The organism is Bacillus sp. C28GYM-DRY-1, assembly GCF_030519405.1.
Lineage (GTDB): Bacteria > Bacillota > Bacilli > Bacillales > Bacillaceae > Bacillus > Bacillus spizizenii_A.
In genome coordinates this window covers 109921-128693 of record NZ_JAUMKF010000003.1, presented here as the reverse complement: position 1 = coordinate 128693, position 18773 = coordinate 109921, and the positions used below count along the sequence as shown (strand labels likewise).

Sequence of the window (18773 nt, the reverse complement as noted above, 5' to 3'; positions counted from 1 at the left end):
TGACATCGTGAATGTAACGAATTGGGGAGCATTACTTCAGCTTCAGGCATTACAGTCCATATCTAATGCACGCAGCACAGGCACTCAAAATGATGCGGAAAGCCCGCTCTCAAACTTCAGCTCTTTGCTAAGCCAATATACAAACGGCCTGACGACTCAGCAACCAACAGCATCTTCTGCAACGTCAAGTCCGCTCAGTCTACTGAACAGCGCTTCTTCAACAGCGCCGCCATTGTTTTCAGCTTATGGGCTCAACTCATATACAAATAGCAATTCAGGTTATATCACAAACACGGCAGACAGCACCGTAACAGCTGCCGCAAATTCCTCTTCAAACAAGCGTGAAACAAAACAGATCAGTTCGGGAGACTTCTCCATTGACAATGCTATAAAAAAAGCAGCTGATAAATATGGCGTTGATGAAAAACTAATCCGTGCCGTCATCAAGCAGGAATCAGGCTTTAATGCAAAAGCGGTCAGCGGAGCAGGTGCGATGGGCCTCATGCAGCTCATGCCGTCAACGGCAAGCTCACTTGGCGTTACTAATCCGCTGGATCCGCAGCAAAATGTGGAGGGCGGAACGAAATATTTAAAACAAATGCTGAATAAATACGACGGCAATGTGTCTATGGCATTAGCGGCTTACAACGCCGGGCCGGGAAATGTTGACCGATACGGAGGTATTCCTCCTTTCCAAGAAACGCAAAACTATGTAAAAAAAATAACTTCAGCTTATTACGCGTAACCAGAGCGGCTTCTGCCCTCTGGTTTTTTTGCGAAGTGAAATCTTACGCATTCCTGATTTTTATGTGATATGATATGAAATACAACCCCTGGCTTACAGCCGAAACTTGTCATCAAACACATAAAAGGCAGTTTGTTTGTAGAAATGATGCCTTGTTGCTAAAATAAATTTAGATGAAATGCTAACATACAGAAAATTACTTTTTGCAATAGGATTTATGATTCCTATTAGCCATATTTAAAGGAGTAGTCAACATGGGACAATCGTTTAACGCACCTTATGAAGCGATTGGAGAAGAACTTCTATCGCAACTTGTTGATACTTTTTATGAGCGTGTCGCGTCTCATCCTTTGCTGAAGCCAATTTTTCCGAGCGATTTAACAGAAACCGCCAGGAAACAGAAGCAATTTTTGACTCAATATTTAGGCGGGCCTCCGCTTTATACTGAGGAACACGGCCACCCCATGCTCAGAGCAAGGCATCTTCCCTTTCCAATTACAAATGAGAGAGCTGATGCGTGGCTCAGCTGTATGAAGGACGCAATGGACCATGTAGGGCTGGAGGGCGATATTCGTGAATTTTTGTTTGGCCGGCTGGAATTGACAGCAAGGCATATGGTGAATCATGAAGCGGAGGATCGATCATCTTGACAAACTATCAGCATGAGCAATACTTCGCCCATTGCCACGGCCATCCAAAAAAACCGCTTGAAATCTACATGTTTGTAGACCCTTTATGTCCTGAATGCTGGTCCTTAGAGCCCGTTATTAAAAAGCTGAAAATTAGATACGGACGCTTTTTCACATTACGCATTATAGCTTCCGCAAGCCTTACCGCGTTAAATAAGAAACGGAAAAAGCATCTTCTCGCAGAAGCATGGGAAAAGATCGCGAGCCGCTCTGGCATGTCGTGTGACGGCAATGTCTGGTTCGAGCAAGATCAGCCGCTTTCATCGCCTTATATGGCTGCTCTCGCTTTTAAAGCAGCCGAACTGCAAGGAAGAAAAGCCGGCATGCAATTTCTCAGAAATATGCAGGAAAGTCTGTTTGTATCAAAGAAAAATATTACGGATGAAAACGTGCTATTGGAAATCGCAGAAAAAACGAGTCTCGATCTTGAAGAGTTCAAAAATGATCTGCATTCTCAAAGTGCGGTCAAGGCGCTTCAATGTGACATGAGAATTGCCGCTGAGATGGATGTTTCCGTCAATCCGACGCTGACGTTTTTCAATACACAGCATGAGGACGAAGGTCTTAAAGTACCCGGCAGCTATTCATATGACGTATATGAAGAAATCTTATTTGAGATGCTTGGCGACGAGCCGACGCCGTCGGAAACACCGCCTCTGGAATGTTTTATTGAATATTTCCGCTTCGTTGCCTCCAAGGAAATTGCTCTAGTTTATGACCTGAGCCTTGAAGAGGTAGAAAAAGAAATGAAAAAATTGGCGTTTGCTAAAAAGGTTGCCAAAGTGGAAGCCAAACACGGAATGTTTTGGAAGTCTCTCAGCACTTATTCTGATGAGTATCAATCATGTGAAAAATAGCCGCAGGCGTGTATATGCTTGAGGCTGTTTTTTTGCACCGGCATCAAACATACGTTCTGTTCATAACACTAAAGAAACCGCGCCGGGATAAGCGCGGTTTCATATGTCTTAACGACAACAAAGGGGATGGGAGAAATTTTTCACGGTCAAACAAAGGGGTAATGTTTGTTTGTGATCAATTTCACATCCTTATGATAACAAAAGATGTCGACTGTTGACAACCTCTATGCTTAATGTTCATATTTTTGTCACAAAACATAACGAAGTACATTCGCTCATATCCTAATAAGGAAAAAGGACGAGGGGGACCGCCATGATGTATACTATGATCTCAATTGTGTGCATTGCCGTTTTTTTCTGCTTGAATATACTGGGCATGATGCATATACTGCCGCTTTATATTACCTCTCCTCTGCTGTTTCTGTCTATTTTGTTTACCCTCTACCGCCTGAACCACCGGAAAACCTTTAAAGGGTTTTAAAAAGCCTGTGCGTCATTTCTGCACAGGCTTTCTTTTTTAAGACTGCTTGACTTTCATCAGCAGCTCTTCCATTTCATCAAGTTTTTCTTCAAACATTTTGCACGCAGCTTCAATCGGCTCTGGAGACGTCATATCAACGCCCGCTTTTTTCAGGACATCAATCGGGTATTGTGAGCTTCCCGCTTTCAGGAAGTCAATATAACGGTCAACCGCCGGCTTTCCTTCTTTTAAAATCTGGCTGCTCAACGCTTGGGCAGCACTGTACCCTGTCGCATACTGATACACATAGTAATTGTAATAGAAGTGCGGAATCCGTGACCATTCAAGGCCGATTTCCTTATCAATGACCATGCCGTCTCCGAAATACTTTTTATTCAGATCGTAATAGACATTCGTCAGAAGCTCAGGTGTAAGCGGCTCCCCTTCTTGCGCCTTTGTATGGATCAGATGTTCAAATTCAGCAAACATCGTTTGTCTAAAGACCGTTCCTCTGAAGCCCTCAAGCATATGGTTGAGAATATATAAGCGCTGTTTTTCATCATCTAAGTTGTTCAGCAGGTATTCGCCAAGAAGCGCTTCGTTTGTCGTAGACGCAACTTCCGCTACAAAGATACTGTAATTGCCGTATGGATATGGCTGGTGCTTTCTCGTATAGTAGCTGTGCACGGAATGTCCAAACTCATGCACAAGCGTAAAGAGATTATTGACGTTATCATGCCAGTTCATCAAGATATACGGATTCGTGCCGTAAGCTCCTGATGAATAAGCGCCATTGCGTTTTCCTTTATTTTCATAAACGTCAACCCAGCGGTTCTCCAGCCCTTCTTTTAAGATGGAGGCGTATTCTTCCCCTAAAGGTGCCAGACCTTTCAGCATATAATCTTTGGCTTGCTCGTACGTGACCTTCATCCCCGCATCCTTCACAAGCGGTGTATATAGATCATAGATATGCACCTCATCAAGCTCAAGCACTTTCTTTCTCAGCGCGATATAGCGGTGCAGGAGCGGCAAATGCTTATGAATCGTTTTAACGAGGTTGTCGTATACTTCCTCAGGAATACTGTTGTTAGAAAGTGCAGCTTCACGTGCAGATTTGTATTTTTTCACTCTTGCGTAGAAGTTGTCCTTTTTCACAGTGCCGCTTAGCGTCGTGGCCATTGTGTTTTTATATTGTCCATATGTTTTATATACTGCTTCAAAGGCATTTTTTCGGACTTCACGGTTTTCACTTTCTAAGAAATTAATAAAATTCCCGTGAGTGATCTGTTTTTCATTCCCCTCTTCATCCTTAATAGACGGGAATGTAATTTCGGCGTTATTTAACACGCTGAACGTATTGGAAGATGAACCCAGCACATCAGAAGCTTCAGCAAGCAGCGCCTCTTCCTTCTCGCTCAGCACGTGCGGGCGTTCCTTTGTAATCTCCTCAATCGCATGAGAGTACAGCTTCAGTTCTTCTTTTTCAAGAATAAACTGCTGCAGTTTGTCTTCTTCTATGGATAAAATTTCCGGAACCAAATAAGCTGTCGCGCTTGCGGCCTGTGTATATAGGTTTCCCGCTTTGTCATTCAGCCCCTGATAAAAAGAGTTCCCGGTATCTTGGTCAGAGCGCATATGCGCATATGTGTAAAGCCTGCCCAGCCGCTCCATCACTTTATCTTGGAACGTAAGAGCTTCGTATAAATGGTCAGCTGAATCTGCCAGCTTTCCTTTATACTTAGATAAATTTGGAATTAATTCTTTTACAGCTTGAAATTCTTTATTCCAGGCCTCATCACTAGGAAAAATATCCTCAAGTCTCCATGTGTCTTCTGCCTTTACCTCACTTCTGTCAGGCAGTTGGTTTGCTTTTTTTTCCTCAGCCATGGTGATCCCCCTCGTTTTCTTTGATTCAAGCCAATTGAAAAAACCGCTGTTTCTCAATAAACTTGTGTTGTGAATATCTTCCGGCTTTTCACTGCCTTTTGTCAAATCATATGCAGTAATGAAGAGAACGAATGCCAATAAAGCAGTAAAAACACGAAAAACCTTTTTTATTGTGCCTTTCACAGCCAGCCCACCACCTTTGTCTTAGGGTGAGCCAAATGAGACAAACTCATTCTATAAAACAGCTGCGGTCACTTTCTATGAGATCCTGTAATGAGCGTACGCCCTCTGCAGGCTGATTCAGCACATATACTTCTTTCTGAGTCTCCCTTAAAAATCCCTTCTTGCACAAAAAATCAATGTACTGCTTCACCGCTTCAGAAAGACAATCTTCGCTGCATTTGTACCTGAGCGAAATGTTCTTTTTATGGATGTGCAGTTTGCACTGCTGTAAAACAGCTGAAAAGCGGATTGGCGCGCGTTTATATCCCAGATCCGTAATAAACAGATATAGAAACCCCTGCCACACAAAGACCGGGCTATTAAAAACAGCCCCTTTTATAACAGGGACAAACACTTCCGTCGGAAGAAAAGAAAGGGGCGTCTGCCGCTTTTCATAAAACAGCAGCCTGAGGCGATTTGTTTCCTTGGAGATAAACCGATGGTGGCGAAAACGGTGAATCGCTTTCGTCCAGCCGGAATATTGAAATGCAGGCGTCGGTTCAGTAAAAAAAAGATCGTTTGCAGCAGCCCGATGGATAGGAATCGTTTGAACAAAGGAATAAGAATGGTTTGTGTAAAACGGAATGATGTGGCTGAGCCGGCGGAAAGAACGTGTTTCCGGGCAATAACATATCAGTTCCCTATATGGGCTTGCATTGATAAATTGCCAATGGAAAGCAGAAAGCTGATAAAAGGACGGTGCAGAGCGTTTTAAGCGGCTGTGCACCACAATCCACTGCGGGATGATTCCTGCTTTTTTGAAGCCCTCTGTCCGCTTTTGAAAGACATCTGGAGCAATAGTGGCACATTGATACTCAACAGCAAGCATGCGTCCTTTGATCTTTGTCATGATGTCTGGTCTTTGATTGATGTTTTTCATATACGGTTCTAATATCGGGGAAGCCTGTTGCGTTTTCAGCCATACATACAGCTGTCTTTTTCCTTCTAAGTGATAGGCGCTTTCCGGTTCTATGTCTATCGAACAGGATTTGTTCTGTTTATGGGCGAAATGCGGTGCTTTTTGGAGGCCGAGCTTCACAGCAAGCTCACCCCCGCAAACCGGACAGAAGAATCGTCTCCCCTTTAATTTCCGGGTTTGCCGAGCGCCTAGAAGGTGAAATAATTGGCCGTCTTCAGTCACAGCACTAAACAATTGTCATCTCTCCTTTCCAGATGAGGTATATTTTCTGGAAAAGATGAATAACTCCTGTTCTCCGTCATTTCTCATGTATGTATGTTTATGATTTTTCACGTCTCAAAATGGCCTTTCATTGCATAAAAAAAACCGATTTCCGGAAAGAAATCGGTTTGCTATGATGCAAAGTGTTTTTTTATTGTTTCCAGAGCATGCTCTGAAATAATCAGCTTGCCGTACTCTTCAAGACGGTGTATGCTGATTGAGGATTCATTTGCGTACTCCAACAGGATGCTTAGCTGATTTTCAACCTCTTCATCAGTCATATTGCCAAAATCTACATATAAATAATATCGGTTCTCAAACGAGTATAAAGTCGTTTTGCTTCCGTTAACGTTCAATTTAGATAGAGAAATAACATCCTCAAAATCGCCAAACCGCAAGACAAATTGAAGCTTTTGCTCCTTCTCTTCCTGATTGACGGCTTGCTCTTCTTTCTGGAAATCATCCAGCAAGGCGTCAAGATCCTCAGATGCTGGTTCTTGCTTTTTATCCTCAGGAATCGGCAGTTCGAGCTTTTGTCCGTCTTTGGAAAGCTGGGCTTTTGTGACGATGATTTCTAATCCTTTGTCGAGTGCCTGCACTTGAATCCAAAGAGGGCCTTCCACAGCAAATTCCTCTTCCTCATGAACTTCATCCATGACTTCCCAGAAAAGTTCTTCACTGCGTTCACGGTTATACCAAATTTCTTCTCTGTCAAAACCGCGATCTTCAATATCTCCGTAAGACATATAAAATTTTACTGTATGCTCGTTAATTCTTTCAATTTCCATTTGCCAACCTTCCCTTCTATATAAGATGTTGAAGGGACATCTAAGCTCCCGATTAATAAGTACTTTACTACACTTTACCCATTCCGTCCACATCTTAACCTTAATGGAAGGCCAGTGTGAATTCCTTTGTATTTTCTATTTTATGATAAAACAGTCACAAAAGAAATAAAAATGCACCTTCACCTAAAAAACGGCAGATCTGCGGCTCATATCATAAAATATAACCTGTCTCATATAGTAGTAGTACAAGCGATGGAACGAAAGCGAGGTGCCGATTTATGGAGTACGACTATCTGATTTCTCTGCTTGTTATTATTGGGATCGACCTGATCCTCGGCGGAGATAATGCGGTCGTCATTGCCATGGCCAGCAGAAATTTGCCGGACAAGCAAAGACAGCAAGCTATTATTCTCGGAACATTTATCGCTGTTGCCATGAGAATCGGATTAACAAGCGCAGCGGTTTACCTTTTGAACATTCCGTTCTTGCAGTGCGCCGGCGGAATTTTCCTGCTGTATTTAGGGTATCAGCTGCTGATTGAAAAAAAAGACACGCAGCACATCAAAAGCAGCACCTCCCTGTGGAGAGCGATACGAACGATTGTGCTTGCAGATCTCTTTATGTCTCTTGACAACGTCATAGCAGTTGCGGGAGCGTCACACGGTGAGTTTTCTCTCGTGGCCATAGGTTTGTGTGTATCGGTGCCGGTTATTATTTGGGGCAGTAAACTCATCCATATCGCACTTGAGAAAATGCCGGTTCTGATTTACGCGGGAAGCGGTCTGCTTGCTTATACAGGGGGAGAAATGATTGTCAGGGACAAGAAGCTGTCTTTTTTTATGGCACAGCACGGCGTAGTCGAAACGCTCCTCCCCGTTTTAACGGTCGCGTTTGTTATTCTTGCGAGTATTTATTATCAGCAGGTGGAAAAATAAAAGAAGGCTGATCACTCAGCCTTCTTTTGATGATTCGATCTATTAGTTTGCCAAACGCTGTGCTTCTCTTAATTGGAAAGAGCGGACTTTTCTTGGCAGGAAACGTCTAATTTCGTCTTCGTTGTACCCGACCTGCAAACGTTTTTCGTCGATGATGATCGGACGGCGAAGCAAACCTGGATGCTCGTTGATCAAGCGGTACAAATCTTGCAGCGGCATAGATTCAACGTTCACATTCAGTTTTTGGAATACTTTTGAACGAGTTGAAATGATTTCATCTGTTCCGTCCTCAGTCATTCGAAGAATTTGTTTTATTTCATCAATTGATAAAGGTTCAGAGAAAATGTTTCTTTCTTCAAATGGAATATCGTGCTCCTCAAGCCACGCTCTCGCCTTTCTGCATGAAGTACAGCTTGGTGATGTGTATAGTGTAACCATTCATCTTCACTCCTCTAATTAGTAGGATGAACATCTATTTTATTCTTAAATTGAAATTACTCTAAAAAAGGAATCTTTATAGGTATTATACTATAAAAAAGTAAGTGTGAACAGTATCCTAAGAAAAAAATGTGTCAATCCGGCAAATTTTTAATTTTAATGATATGTTCTAATTCTCAATTAGCTTAACTGATCGAAAATATTTTTTTGTTTTTCTGCATCAATGAGTTTCAGGACCTCATCTGTTTTTTCGTACGATTCGCCGTACCATTTCTCATCTTTATAAGTATGAATGTTTTCATATGTCTGTTTCATGGCTTCAAGAATTTCTTCTTCTGATTCTGTTTTTGGTGACCAGTACAGAATCTCCATCTTGTTTACTTCATTCGTAGCCAATGACCGGCGCCGGTACCCAATTGACTGAGCATGTTTGAAATGCTCTCTTTGATAAAACCTCAGGCGTTTTTCTGTATCAGTGTCATCTTCATCCACAGGCTCCACCTCGAGCAAGATCGGCTTATTTTTCTTTTTCAGCTTCGCGATCAATTTACCGCCAAGCCCCTGCCCTCTTGCATCCTTAGACACATACAGATAATCAACGAATATAAAAGAATCGAATTCCGCAAACATTAAAATATGATGTTTGCCTTCATCTTTATGATAAATATCGCTCCGCTCTTTCATAAGAGCTTCCATATGCGCTTTTGATTTCATTTCTTCAATTGGAAAGTACTCGCTAAGCTTTTCATACCAGTTCATTGATTTGCTCCTTATGAGTTCATTGTCTTCATACTTTTAGATATACCCCATTTCATATTGTTTAAACAACTTTACATCTATAAAGACGTACAAACTTCCGCCATGGTTTCATTTTTTTTAGCAAAAAACGGAGCCAGATGCTCCGTTCATTTTGAAGTGTATGTAAAAAGCTTTCATTAAGCTTGGCTTTCCTGCTTGTAATGAAGCAGGCGGGGCTGCACCAGTGCAATAAGAAACGTCATGATATATAATGCAGCTGCCGCGATAAAAGCTGTTTTCGCACCCGCAGCATCAGCCACGAGCCCCATAATGGAGTAGGTGACGCCTGACCAAGGAGTCAAAATCGCATTTTTGGCAGCCATGATCCCGATACGCTTCTGCTTGGGAATGACCTCTTGCAGCATGGTTTCCTGGCAAATATCACGCACTTGATAAAAAGGCCCCATTGCAGCACAAGCCAGAGCGCATAAAAACGGGATTGGGGAAAATGAGAACAAAACGGTCAGCGCCGACATCACAAGCGAGCAGAAAATCATTCCACAGCCCATGTTCCGCTTAAAGAAAGCAGAAAAACGAATGGCAATCACACTGCCGGCAATTGCACCTATAAAATAAGAAGCGTTAAACACCCCCCACCACACCTCTGTTTCATGCAAAACAGCCGCAGTAAATGCGAGAAGAATAGCAGACGACCAAACAGAATTCGCCAAAGCTTCTATCGAGTCCATTATCGTAATGTCTCTTACAATAAGGATAATCATTACATCCCTCCACATACTTCCGGCAGAGGCTGTTTCAGGTGTTCCATCACTCCCTGCTTCAGTTACATGGGGCACACGGATAGAAGCACCCGAAAGAACAAACAGGCAAATAGCTGCACCGACAACGAGTTCAAAAGGCACGGCATACGTCAGAAGACCTCCTAGCCCCCATCCTGCTGTTAAAAACAATTGATTTGAGAGGGAGATCACACCGTTCGCTTTCACATATTGCTCTTTTGGAACAATCATCGGCAGCAGCGCGAATCTTGCCGGCTGAAAAAAGGCGCCCGCGTAAGAAAAACAGAACACAAACAGCAGCGTTACCCAAAAGAAAACCTGTCCGTGATGATTGACGCTAAAAGCCATCAGTATTGTAAAGACCGCTCTCAGCAGATTTGCGCCTGCAAGAACCTTCAAACCGAGATTGCGAAGCACCGCAGAGATGCAAAAGCTTGCCGCTATACTCGCAAACGACATGAACGATAAAACAAGACCCGCCAAAAAGACGGAATCGGTCATTTGATAGACCCGGACCATTAAGACAATAGTGACAAGGACTCCTGCTAAAGATTGAAGAGATTGAGACAGCAGCAGTGCAAAAACATGTTTGTTATGCAGAAATTGTATCTTATGCCGCCTCCGTTTTTTTGTTCCATAATACAAAAAAGGAAACTTCTTACGCAGAAGCTTCCTCACCTTTTAAGCTTTAACAAAAAGTTTCCAAAGCGTAAAAACTCCGAAAGACAATAAACCGAGACTTAGTAAAAATACCAAAATCAAGCCACCAAAGAAATAAAATCCTCCCAATTGAATCCCACCCCTTTTCAGTGTCATTTTACCATTATTGGCATTTGTCAAACAATAAGCGACACTGAATGTATTTATATCATATGAACCGAACTTCAATAAGGATGGTCAGTTATTTTGTAATTATGTAATTCTTAATTCTAAGATGCCAATATGCCATAACCTCTTGTTCCATCACATAGCTTCACGTATACTTCAGTACTTATACACTCTATAAAATGTTATGCTAAAATCAAAATAAAGATAAAAAAAGAACGTGAGATACTTTCTTTGAATAAAGGGAGGATAGTTTATTGTTTTTTAAGCCAAGTGAAAATAAAGATAAAACGAGTACTAATATAGCTTTTTATTGTTCATTTATTTATTGGTCTGGATTTTTATTAGTAAATAGTATTCTTGATTTTTTTAACAAGGGAATAAAGATAAATTCAGTTTTGTTATTAATAACAGGATTAATAATTTTCTTTGTTAGTGAATTCATATCGAAATATCAAAAAAAATAAATCAAACAAAAAATAAAAAAACAGTATAAGCATACGCCCATACTGTTTTTTATTGAGATCTACAAGAGTATGAATTTGTCGCTCCTGAACCCATTTTAGTAATATTAATGTAAGTGCAGTTGGGCATTTAGCAAAAATTTCAGCAATTGCTGTAGCCGTACCCAAAAATCCAGTATTCATGCCAATAGCAAGATTTTATTTACGTTAGTTTTTATAATTTATCTCCATAGTTATCAAGTTAGGCGATTCTGTGCTAGCTGATGCGCTGAAAGGCAACATGCTAACCAAAAGCGCTAATGATAATAAAAAAACATACCCTCTAATTGTAAATGTTATCACTCTCAATTTCTATAATTGCGCAAAAAAATCCTTCAAGACGTTTCTCTTGAAGGATTGAAGAATCATGAGTAAGCTTTAAATTCTGCTTCCGTGCACATTACAAAATGTCCCGGTTTCACTTCACGGAATTCCATCGTTTCCCCATCTTTTAATTGATGGACAGATGGATCGTATTTCTGGCGGACGCGATTTCTCTCATAGTCCGGATCAGGAAGCGGAATCGCTGAAAGCAATGACTTTGTATATGGGTGAAGCGGATTTTCATAAAGCTCATCTGCCGGCGCAAGCTCAACCAGTTTCCCGAAATACATGACTCCAATGCGGTCGCTGATGTATTTGACCATCGATAAATCGTGGGCAATAAACAGGTATGTGAGCCCTTTTTCTTTTTGCAGTTCTTTCATTAAATTCACGACCTGCGCTTGAATGGATACATCCAGAGCAGAAATCGGCTCATCCGCGATAATAAATTCCGGATCAACAGCAAGAGCTCTGGCAATCCCGATTCTTTGGCGCTGGCCTCCGGAGAATTCATGCGGATAGCGGTTCGCGTGTTCCTTGTTTAAGCCGACTGTTTCCAAGAGCTCGTGCACCCGTTGCATCCGCTCTTTTTTCGTTTTCGCCAGCTTATGAATATCGAGGCCTTCGGCAATAATATCAGCAACTGTCATTCTCGGATTCAGGGATGCATATGGATCTTGGAAAATCATCTGCATTTTGCGGTTGAATTCCAGCAGTTTTTTCCGCGATTTCTTTCCGTGCACATTTTCGCCGTTGAACAGCACCTCACCATCGGTCGCTTCGTATAGCCGAATAATGCTTCGGCCTGTTGTTGATTTACCGCAGCCAGATTCTCCAACCAGCCCTAATGTTTCGCCTTTATAGATATCAAATGATAAATCGTCTACAGCCTTAACCGTTCCTTTTGGCGTGACAAAGTGCTGTTTTAAATGTTTGATTTCTAATAGTTTCTCAGTCAATTCATTCACCTTCTCTCACTAAGACAGGTTTTTCATACGTATTTGCCAGTTTACGCATTTTCGCTATTACCGCTTCAGGCGGCTCTACCTTTGGCGCGTCAGGATGAAGCAGCCACGATTTGACATAATGAGTATCGGATACCTTAAACATTGGCGGCTCCTGTTCAAAATCGATTTTCATCGCGTAAGAGCTCCGCAGCGCAAAAGCATCTCCTTTTGGCGGGTTTGTCAAATCAGGCGGCGTGCCCGGAATTGCAGTCAGCTGCTCCTCTCCTGAACTTTCCAGTGTCGGCATGGATGCAAGAAGCCCCCACGTGTACGGATGTCTCGGATCGTAGAAAATCTCGTCTACCGTACCGGTTTCTACAATCTGTCCTGCGTACATGACAGCGACCCGGTCAGCAACGTTAGCCACAACACCAAGGTCGTGTGTGATAAAGATGATGGACGTATCAATTTTCTTTTGCAAATCCTTCATCAATTCGAGAATTTGCGCTTGTATCGTTACATCAAGAGCAGTGGTCGGCTCATCGGCGATCAACAGCTTCGGATTCGCCGCAAGTGCCATCGCAATGACAACCCGCTGCCTCATCCCGCCTGAAAATTCGTGCGGAAATTGGTTAACCCGCTTTTCCGGCATCGGGATACCGACTAACTCCAGCAGTTCAACCGCGCGTTTTTTCGCCGCTTCCTTTGAGATTTTTTCGTGTTTAAAAAGCACTTCCGTAATTTGTTTGCCGACCTTCATCGTCGGATTTAAAGAGGTCATCGGATCCTGGAATATCATCCCGATCTCTTTTCCCCGGACATTTTGCATTTCTTTTTCGGACAGCGGCACCAGATCCTTTCCTTCAAACAAGATCTCACCGCGTTTGAAATAACCCGGAGGCATTGGGATCAGCTTCATGATCGCTTGAGAGGTCACACTTTTTCCGGAACCTGATTCTCCAACGATAGCCAGCGTTTCTCCTTTATCGAGATGAAAATTCACTCCGCGGATCGCCTGAACCTCTCCGCCATATGTTTTAAATGAAATCGCTAAATCTTTTACTTCTAATAGGCGTGTCACCCGTATCACTCCCTTATTTACGTAACTTAGGATCCAATGCGTCTCTTAATCCATCGCCGACAACGTTAAAGCCAAACATCGTAATGCAGATGAAACCGGCAGGGAAGAATAAACGCCACGGATAATATGTCAATGCAGGCAATCCGTCAGAAGCCATCGTTCCCCAGCTTGCCAGCGGAGCCGGCACACCAAGTCCCAAATAGCTTAAAAAGGCTTCTGTAAAAATCGCAGTCGGAACTGTCAATGTCATCGTGACCAAAATAGGACCCATAGCGTTTGGCACGATATGTTTAAACAGGAGACGGGATGTTTTTGCGCCAAGTGTCTGTGAAGCAAGCACATATTCCTGATTTTTCAGCTGCAGCACTTGTCCGCGTACGATTCTGGCCATATTAATCCAGCCTGTAATCGTCATGGCAATAATAATCGTAAATAGCCCTTTCGGAAGAACAACCATCAGTAAGATAACCATTAATAATGAAGGAACAGCCCAAAGGATATCGGCAATACGCATCATAATTTCATCTGTTCTGCCTCCGCGGAATCCTGAAATGCTTCCCCAAATGACGCCGATCAGCAAATCAAGAACAGCGGCTGCAACACCGATAAAGATTGAAATTCGCGCACCTATCCAAGTGCGGACGAAAATATCCCGTCCAAGATCATCTGTTCCGAACCAGTGATCTTTTGAAGGCGGCTTATCCGCATTTAAGAGATTAGTCGTTGAATAATCATATCTTGAGAACATCGGCGCAAAAATGGCCATAAGGATAATGAACACAATAATGATAAGCCCGACCATTGCAAGCTTATTGCTGCGGAAGCGAAGCATCGCATCTTTCCAGAGGGAAAGGCTCTTTTTACTTATTTTCTCAGCATCGCCGGCATTCGCTGCGGCTGGCTCAAACATGTTTTTTGGAATGTTCTGCATGGCCTAGGCTCCTTTCTTTGCTTTGGAAAGCTTAATTCTTGGATCAATAATGCCGTATAGCACGTCTACAATTAATACACACAATAGTAGGATGACACTGAAGAACACCGTTACACCCATAATGACTGTATAATCACGGTTTGTAATACTGTTTACGAAGTGTGCACCAAGCCCCGGGATACCAAAAATCGTTTCAATAATAAAGCTTCCCGTTAAGACCTGCGCGGCCATCGGGCCCATGTATGTAACGACTGGCAAAAGCGCGTTTCGAATGGCGTGCCGCACTGTAACGGCTGGACGGGACAGCCCTTTTGCTTTCGCTGTGCGAATATAATCACTGTTTAACACTTCGATCATGCTTGAACGGGAAAGTCTGGCAATAAACGCCATCGGCATGGAAGCAAGTGCGATTGAAGGCAAAAAGGTGTATGCCCAGGACTCCCACCCCGCGACTGGAAACAGCCCCAGCTTCATGGAGAACACATATTGCAGAACAGCCGCCATGATAAAGCTTGGAACTGAAATGCCGAAGATTGTTAAAATCGCAACGGTATAATCCTGCCACTTATTATGGTAAAGGGCTGCTATAACCCCAAACAATACACCTAACGCTAAAGCGAGGAGAATAGCTTCTGCTCCAAGAGTGAATGAAACGGGGAAACCTGAACTGATCAGGTCGTTAACACTCTGACCCTTATATTTAAATGACGGTCCGAAATCCCACATTGCAACTGATTTTACATAACTGACGTATTGTACAAACAGCGGCTTGTCCAAGCCGTAATGTGCATTTAAGTTTGCTTCAATTTCAGGCGGTAGCTTTTTCTCACCTGAAAATGGCCCGCCCGGTGCTGCCTGCATTAAGAAGAATGTCACTGTAACAATCACAAATAATGTGATAACCATATAGACTAAGCGTCTTCCGATATATTTTAGCAAGGGGGAACACCTCCATGTTTTTTACATTTTTATACTCTTTCAGTAAGAAAGGTATATGGGGCTTTTTTCCCCATATACCTTGAGGTCTTTTATTTTCAGACGAAACCTTATTCAAAATATGCGTTTCTGAAATAAACCTCACCAGTACCTGGCATGATAACACCTTTTAAATTTTCATCCTGTACCCAAGTATCAGTATAGAAATAGATTGGGGCAACTGGCATTTCATCAATGAAAATACCTTCTGCTTTTTTCAGCAGCTCTGCACGCTTTGTTGGATCTGTTTCTGTTTGTGACTGGTTCAGAAGCTTTTTGAATTCTGGATTTTCCCAGCCGGTATCGTTATTTCCTCCGTCTTTGTCACGGAACAATTCAAGGAAACTAATAGGATCATTGAAGTCGGCCAGCCAGCCCATACGGCCGATTTGATAGTCTTGGCTGTGAAGCTTATCAATATATACATTCCATTCTGAGTTATCCAGCTCAACATTCACGCCTAAATTTTTCTTCCACATTTCTTGTACGGCTTGAGCGATTTTCGCATGTGCATCATCAGTGTTATAAGATAATTTGATTTTCGGCAGGTCGGATGCCTTGCTTAGGCCCATTTCTTTCAGGCCTTTTTCAAGGTATTTTTTTGCCGTTTTGATATCGTTGTCTTTGAAGTAGCCTTCTTTGTTATCCTCAAATCCCTTCATTGTCGGCGGCACCGCAGCCATTGCCGGGATTTGCTCTCCTTGTGTAACGTTTTTAACAATCGATTGACGGTCAAGAGAATATGTTAAAGCCTTACGGATATTTATATTGTCTAACGGCTTAGCTTCAATGTTGAATTTGTACCAATACACACCAGCGATCGGCTCAACATGTAAAGAACCGTCTTTTTTCAGGGTAGGCAGAGATTCAGTCGGTAGCTGTCCGAGCGGCATACCGGCCCAATCAAGTTCGCCAGCTTGGAATTTTTTTAGCTCAGTATTGTTATTGTTGATCATCACCATATCGATTTTCTTCAGCTTGACTTTGTCTTTATCCCAGTACTGGTCATTTTTTTCAAGAGTGATAGAACCGCTGTGTTTCCATGCCGTCATTTTGAACGGTCCGTTCGATACATAATCATCTCCGGCATTTGTGTTCCATTTTTTGTTTTTCTCTGCAATTTTCTTGTTGATTGGCATATACGTATAGAACGCTGTTAATTCAGTGAAATATGGAGTCGGGTTATTTAATTCAACCTTTAGCGTTTTGTCATTTACAGCCTTTACAGCCACATCATCAAGGCTGCCTTTTCCTTTGTTCGCCGCTTCAGCACCTTTTATGTAGTAAAGCTGGTAAGCGTATTGTGATTCGTTATTAGGATCAAGCACCCATTTCCAGGCATATTCAAAATCTTGTGCTGTTACAGGGTCACCATTAGACCATTTCACACCATCACGAATGGTAAATGTATATGTCTTTCCATCTTTGCTCGTTTCAATTTTAGAAGCCATGCCTTCTTCAGGCTCACCATCTGCATTGATGCGTGTCAATCCTTCAAAAGTCTGACGGATGACACCGCCTGATACTGAATCATTTGCCAATCCCGGATGTAAGGAGAACGGCTCAGTTTTAATATTAATGTTAAGTGTCGTCTTTCCTTTACTGTCCTTTTTCCCTTCACCGTTTGATCCGCTGCCGCCAAAGCCGCATGCGCTCAACACGAGAGTGAAAATGAGCATCAACGTGACAATCGACCAACGCTTATTCATTATCGCAAACCCCCTAATAATAATTTTTCAGCTCCTTACGGCTAAATCCTCAGAAATATCAGACAAATGAACCTGAGTTTCCGTAACTTTTATTCTGTTCCGTCTTTTCTGATTATTTTTGTAAAAAAGCTGTAACAATAGAGTGAACAAGTTCATTATAATGAAACAAATAATTTATTGCAATATTATTTTATCAATTTAAAATATTAGAACTTCGTTAGTTTTTCTTCCACCAACATAATATCCTTCTACCATTTAAAGCATAAATTGATTAAAAACTATTTTATGAGTTTTCTGTCCATATTGCTTTTTACATATAATATCTAGCTGTTTTCACGCTGATAGCAGTTATCATTTAGGGGTTTTACAGCACTTATGGTATTTATATCTTTACAATGTTACTGGATAAAAGAATGTTTTTTCTTGATGACAATTGGTTATAATTGATTTATAATGAAGCAATCAAAAGAAAAGCGTGCTATGAAAAAGAGTAGTACACATTTCACCTGTTTAAAGAGAGTCTGCGGTGCTGGGAGCAGATAACAGGCAATGTGGAATGGACTTTGGAGCAGCTGACCGAAACCGAAAAAGTAGGCTCAGCCGGAGCAGTCTCCGTTAAAAACGTCAGAGTGATTCCATTTTAATGGAATAATCAGGGTGGTACCACGGTTCATTCGTCCCTTTTTTCTTGGGGAAGAATGAGCCTTTTTTATTATGTTTTAAGAAATGAGGTTGATGTTTTCATGAAACAAACAATTTTTTCAGGCATTCAGCCAAGCGGCTCCGTTACGCTCGGCAACTATATCGGTGCAATGAAGCAGTTTGTCGAACTGCAGCATGATTATAACAGCTATTTTTGCATCGTGGATCAGCATGCGATAACCGTGCCTCAAGACCGTCTTCAGCTAAGGAAGAATATCCGCAGTCTGGCGGCACTTTACTTAGCTGTCGGACTTGATCCAGAAAAAGCAACATTGTTTATTCAGTCAGAGGTTCCCGCGCATGCTCAGGCCGGATGGATGATGCAGTGTGTCGCATATATCGGCGAGCTTGAACGGATGACCCAATTTAAAGACAAATCCAAAGGCAATGAAGCTGTTGTCTCCGGCTTATTAACATACCCGCCACTGATGGCCGCTGATATTCTCTTGTATGGAACGGACCTTGTGCCTGTCGGCGAGGACCAAAAGCAGCACCTTGAGCTGACGCGAAATCTCGCAGAACGCTTCAACAAAAAATATAATGATATCTTTACGGTTCCGGAAGTGAAAATTCCAAAAGTCGGCGCACGCATCATGTCTCTAAACGATCCGCTGAAGAAAATGAGTAAATCCGATCCGAACCAGAAATCTTATATTACCTTGCTGGATGAGCCAAAGCTTCTTGAAAAGAAAATCAAAAGCGCTGTGACAGATTCTGAAGGCATTGTAAAATTTGATAAAGAAAACAAACCAGGCGTTTCCAACCTTCTTACGATTTATTCAATCCTCGGCAATACGACAATTGAAGAGCTTGAAGCAAAGTACGAAGGGAAAGGCTACGGCGAGTTTAAAGGTGATTTGGCAGAAGTCGTGGTTAACGCATTAAAACCGATCCAGGACCGCTATCATGAATTGATTGAATCTGATGAATTAGATCGCATTCTTGATGAAGGTGCGGAACGTGCGAACCGGACAGCGAACAAAATGCTGAAAAAAATGGAGAACGCCATGGGTCTTGGCCGAAAAAGACGCTAAACA

At 42.3% G+C, this 18773-nt stretch carries 17 protein-coding genes, 2 pseudogenes and 1 other annotated feature; of the genes and pseudogenes, 7 read left to right on the top strand and 12 right to left on the bottom strand.

What is annotated here, in order from left to right; translation table 11 throughout:
- Positions 1 to 7: 7 nt before the first annotated feature.
- From Q3W56_RS04390 to Q3W56_RS04375, 4 genes are all read left to right on the top strand, one after another.
- On the top strand, positions 8 to 745 hold the full coding sequence (locus Q3W56_RS04390; protein WP_302894625.1) for a bifunctional muramidase/murein lytic transglycosylase: 738 nt from the start codon (positions 8 to 10) through the stop codon (positions 743 to 745).
- A gap of 254 nt (positions 746 to 999) precedes the next feature.
- A complete protein-coding gene (locus Q3W56_RS04385; protein ID WP_268398683.1) occupies positions 1000 to 1395 on the top strand; it encodes a globin domain-containing protein in 396 nt (131 codons plus the stop codon).
- Positions 1392 to 2291 (top strand): protease adaptor protein SpxH, encoded by a 900-nt coding sequence (spxH, locus tag Q3W56_RS04380; RefSeq protein WP_019713978.1) that lies wholly within the window; start codon positions 1392 to 1394, stop codon positions 2289 to 2291. The genes Q3W56_RS04385 and spxH overlap by 4 nt, the downstream gene beginning before the upstream one ends.
- Positions 2292 to 2604: 313 nt before the next feature.
- Positions 2605 to 2772: a hypothetical protein gene (locus Q3W56_RS04375; RefSeq protein ID WP_302894624.1), complete on the top strand. Its 168-nt coding sequence runs from the start codon at positions 2605 to 2607 to the stop codon at positions 2770 to 2772.
- 36 nt (positions 2773 to 2808) lie between these two features.
- On the opposite strand, the gene pepF is transcribed toward Q3W56_RS04375, so the two are convergent.
- Positions 2809 to 4638 (bottom strand): oligoendopeptidase F, encoded by a 1830-nt coding sequence (gene pepF, locus Q3W56_RS04370; protein ID WP_302894775.1) that lies wholly within the window; start codon positions 4636 to 4638, stop codon positions 2809 to 2811.
- A 229-nt stretch (positions 4639 to 4867) separates the two neighbouring features.
- Entirely contained in the window at positions 4868 to 6013 is a 1146-nt protein-coding gene (locus tag Q3W56_RS04365; RefSeq protein ID WP_302894623.1) for a competence protein CoiA family protein, read from the bottom strand.
- Between the two features lie 43 nt (positions 6014 to 6056).
- Between Q3W56_RS04365 and Q3W56_RS04360 the strand changes: the two are divergent.
- A pseudogene (locus Q3W56_RS04360) lies at positions 6057 to 6177 on the top strand (hypothetical protein).
- Here the strand turns inward: Q3W56_RS04360 and mecA are convergent.
- Together mecA and Q3W56_RS04350 are read right to left on the bottom strand one after the other, a co-directional pair.
- A complete protein-coding gene (mecA, locus tag Q3W56_RS04355) occupies positions 6172 to 6828 on the bottom strand; it encodes an adaptor protein MecA (protein ID WP_014113374.1) in 657 nt (218 codons plus the stop codon). The pseudogene Q3W56_RS04360 and the gene mecA overlap by 6 nt on opposite strands.
- Positions 6795 to 6921 (bottom strand): annotated as a pseudogene (locus tag Q3W56_RS04350) (hypothetical protein). Before Q3W56_RS04350 ends, mecA begins: the two are co-directional and overlap by 34 nt.
- Before the next feature lie 185 nt (positions 6922 to 7106).
- Here Q3W56_RS04350 and Q3W56_RS04345 point away from each other — a divergent pair.
- Entirely contained in the window at positions 7107 to 7763 is a 657-nt protein-coding gene (locus tag Q3W56_RS04345; RefSeq protein ID WP_019713973.1) for a TerC family protein, read from the top strand.
- A gap of 42 nt (positions 7764 to 7805) precedes the next feature.
- Here Q3W56_RS04345 and spx read toward each other — a convergent pair whose 3' ends face one another.
- From spx to oppA, 8 genes are all read right to left on the bottom strand, one after another.
- The gene (gene spx, locus Q3W56_RS04340; protein WP_003239281.1) at positions 7806 to 8201 is read right to left on the bottom strand and encodes a transcriptional regulator Spx; all 396 of its coding nucleotides are present in this window, start codon (positions 8199 to 8201) and stop codon (positions 7806 to 7808) included.
- 180 nt (positions 8202 to 8381) lie between these two features.
- Positions 8382 to 8960 (bottom strand): GNAT family N-acetyltransferase, encoded by a 579-nt coding sequence (locus Q3W56_RS04335; RefSeq protein WP_302894622.1) that lies wholly within the window; start codon positions 8958 to 8960, stop codon positions 8382 to 8384.
- A 176-nt stretch (positions 8961 to 9136) separates the two neighbouring features.
- Entirely contained in the window at positions 9137 to 10348 is a 1212-nt protein-coding gene (locus Q3W56_RS04330) for an MFS transporter (RefSeq protein ID WP_302894774.1), read from the bottom strand.
- 1084 nt (positions 10349 to 11432) lie between these two features.
- Positions 11433 to 12350: an oligopeptide ABC transporter ATP-binding protein OppF gene (oppF, locus tag Q3W56_RS04325; RefSeq protein WP_302894621.1), complete on the bottom strand. Its 918-nt coding sequence runs from the start codon at positions 12348 to 12350 to the stop codon at positions 11433 to 11435.
- Between the two features lies 1 nt (position 12351).
- Positions 12352 to 13428 carry an oligopeptide ABC transporter ATP-binding protein OppD gene (oppD, locus tag Q3W56_RS04320; RefSeq protein ID WP_302894620.1) on the bottom strand — a complete coding sequence of 359 codons (1077 nt, stop codon included), beginning with the start codon at positions 13426 to 13428 and terminating at the stop codon, positions 12352 to 12354.
- 4 nt (positions 13429 to 13432) lie between these two features.
- The gene (oppC, locus tag Q3W56_RS04315) at positions 13433 to 14350 is read right to left on the bottom strand and encodes an oligopeptide ABC transporter permease OppC (RefSeq protein ID WP_019713967.1); all 918 of its coding nucleotides are present in this window, start codon (positions 14348 to 14350) and stop codon (positions 13433 to 13435) included.
- 3 nt (positions 14351 to 14353) lie between these two features.
- Positions 14354 to 15289, bottom strand: a complete 936-nt coding sequence (gene oppB, locus Q3W56_RS04310; protein ID WP_302894619.1) for an oligopeptide ABC transporter permease OppB — start codon at positions 15287 to 15289, stop codon at positions 14354 to 14356.
- A gap of 107 nt (positions 15290 to 15396) precedes the next feature.
- The gene (gene oppA, locus Q3W56_RS04305) at positions 15397 to 17034 is read right to left on the bottom strand and encodes an oligopeptide ABC transporter substrate-binding protein OppA (RefSeq protein WP_302894618.1); all 1638 of its coding nucleotides are present in this window, start codon (positions 17032 to 17034) and stop codon (positions 15397 to 15399) included.
- Positions 17035 to 17505: 471 nt separating this feature from the next.
- Positions 17506 to 17719: a binding site (T-box leader), on the top strand.
- A gap of 58 nt (positions 17720 to 17777) precedes the next feature.
- Between oppA and trpS the strand changes: the two genes are divergently transcribed.
- Positions 17778 to 18770 carry a tryptophan--tRNA ligase gene (trpS, locus tag Q3W56_RS04300; RefSeq protein ID WP_029317020.1) on the top strand — a complete coding sequence of 331 codons (993 nt, stop codon included), beginning with the start codon at positions 17778 to 17780 and terminating at the stop codon, positions 18768 to 18770.
- Positions 18771 to 18773: the final 3 nt, after the last annotated feature.